Source organism: Streptomyces sp. NPDC050164, assembly GCF_044459945.1.
GTDB lineage: Bacteria > Actinomycetota > Actinomycetes > Streptomycetales > Streptomycetaceae > Streptomyces > Streptomyces coeruleorubidus_A.
The window spans coordinates 83,237-83,715 of the sequence record NZ_JBITJK010000042.1; the positions used below are offsets into that span (position 1 = coordinate 83,237).

Below are 479 nucleotides of genomic sequence, written 5' to 3' on the forward strand. Positions count from 1 at the left end.
CATCACGCCGGAACCCGCCCTGATCGCGATCGTCCCTGCGCGGCCCCCGATCACGGTCGTCGCGTCGGCCGTGGCCACCACCACGGTTGTCGTCACGCCGGAAGCCGCCGCGCTCCCCGCGGTCGCTTCGGCCGCTTCGGTCGCCTCCGCGGAAGCCGCCACGGTCTCCACGGTCCCCGCGCTGACCGCCGCGATCGCTCCGGTCGCCCTCCCGTCGCCGCTGGTCGCGCTCCGGTCGGTCGTCGGGAGAGTTGGTGGACATGGTGACTCCTGTCTTCGGTACTGCAAGTCATTCTCGCGCAGCCGGGTGCCCAGCGCGCAGTGCAAAAACAAAAAGGACCCCTGGTCCCAGCTGAACGCTGGTGACCAGGGGTCCTTCCAAAGATTGTTCGGCGGCGTCCTACTCTCCCACAGGGTCCCCCCTGCAGTACCATCGGCGCTGTAAGGCTTAGCTTCCGGGTTCGGAATGTAACCGGGCG

At 68.5% G+C, this 479-nt stretch carries 1 rRNA gene; it reads right to left on the reverse strand.

Going from position 1 to position 479, the window contains the following annotated elements:
• Nucleotides 1-387: 387 nt before the first annotated feature.
• Nucleotides 388-479: ribosomal RNA gene (rrf, locus tag ACIBNA_RS37430) — 5S ribosomal RNA — on the reverse strand; the annotation flags it as partial.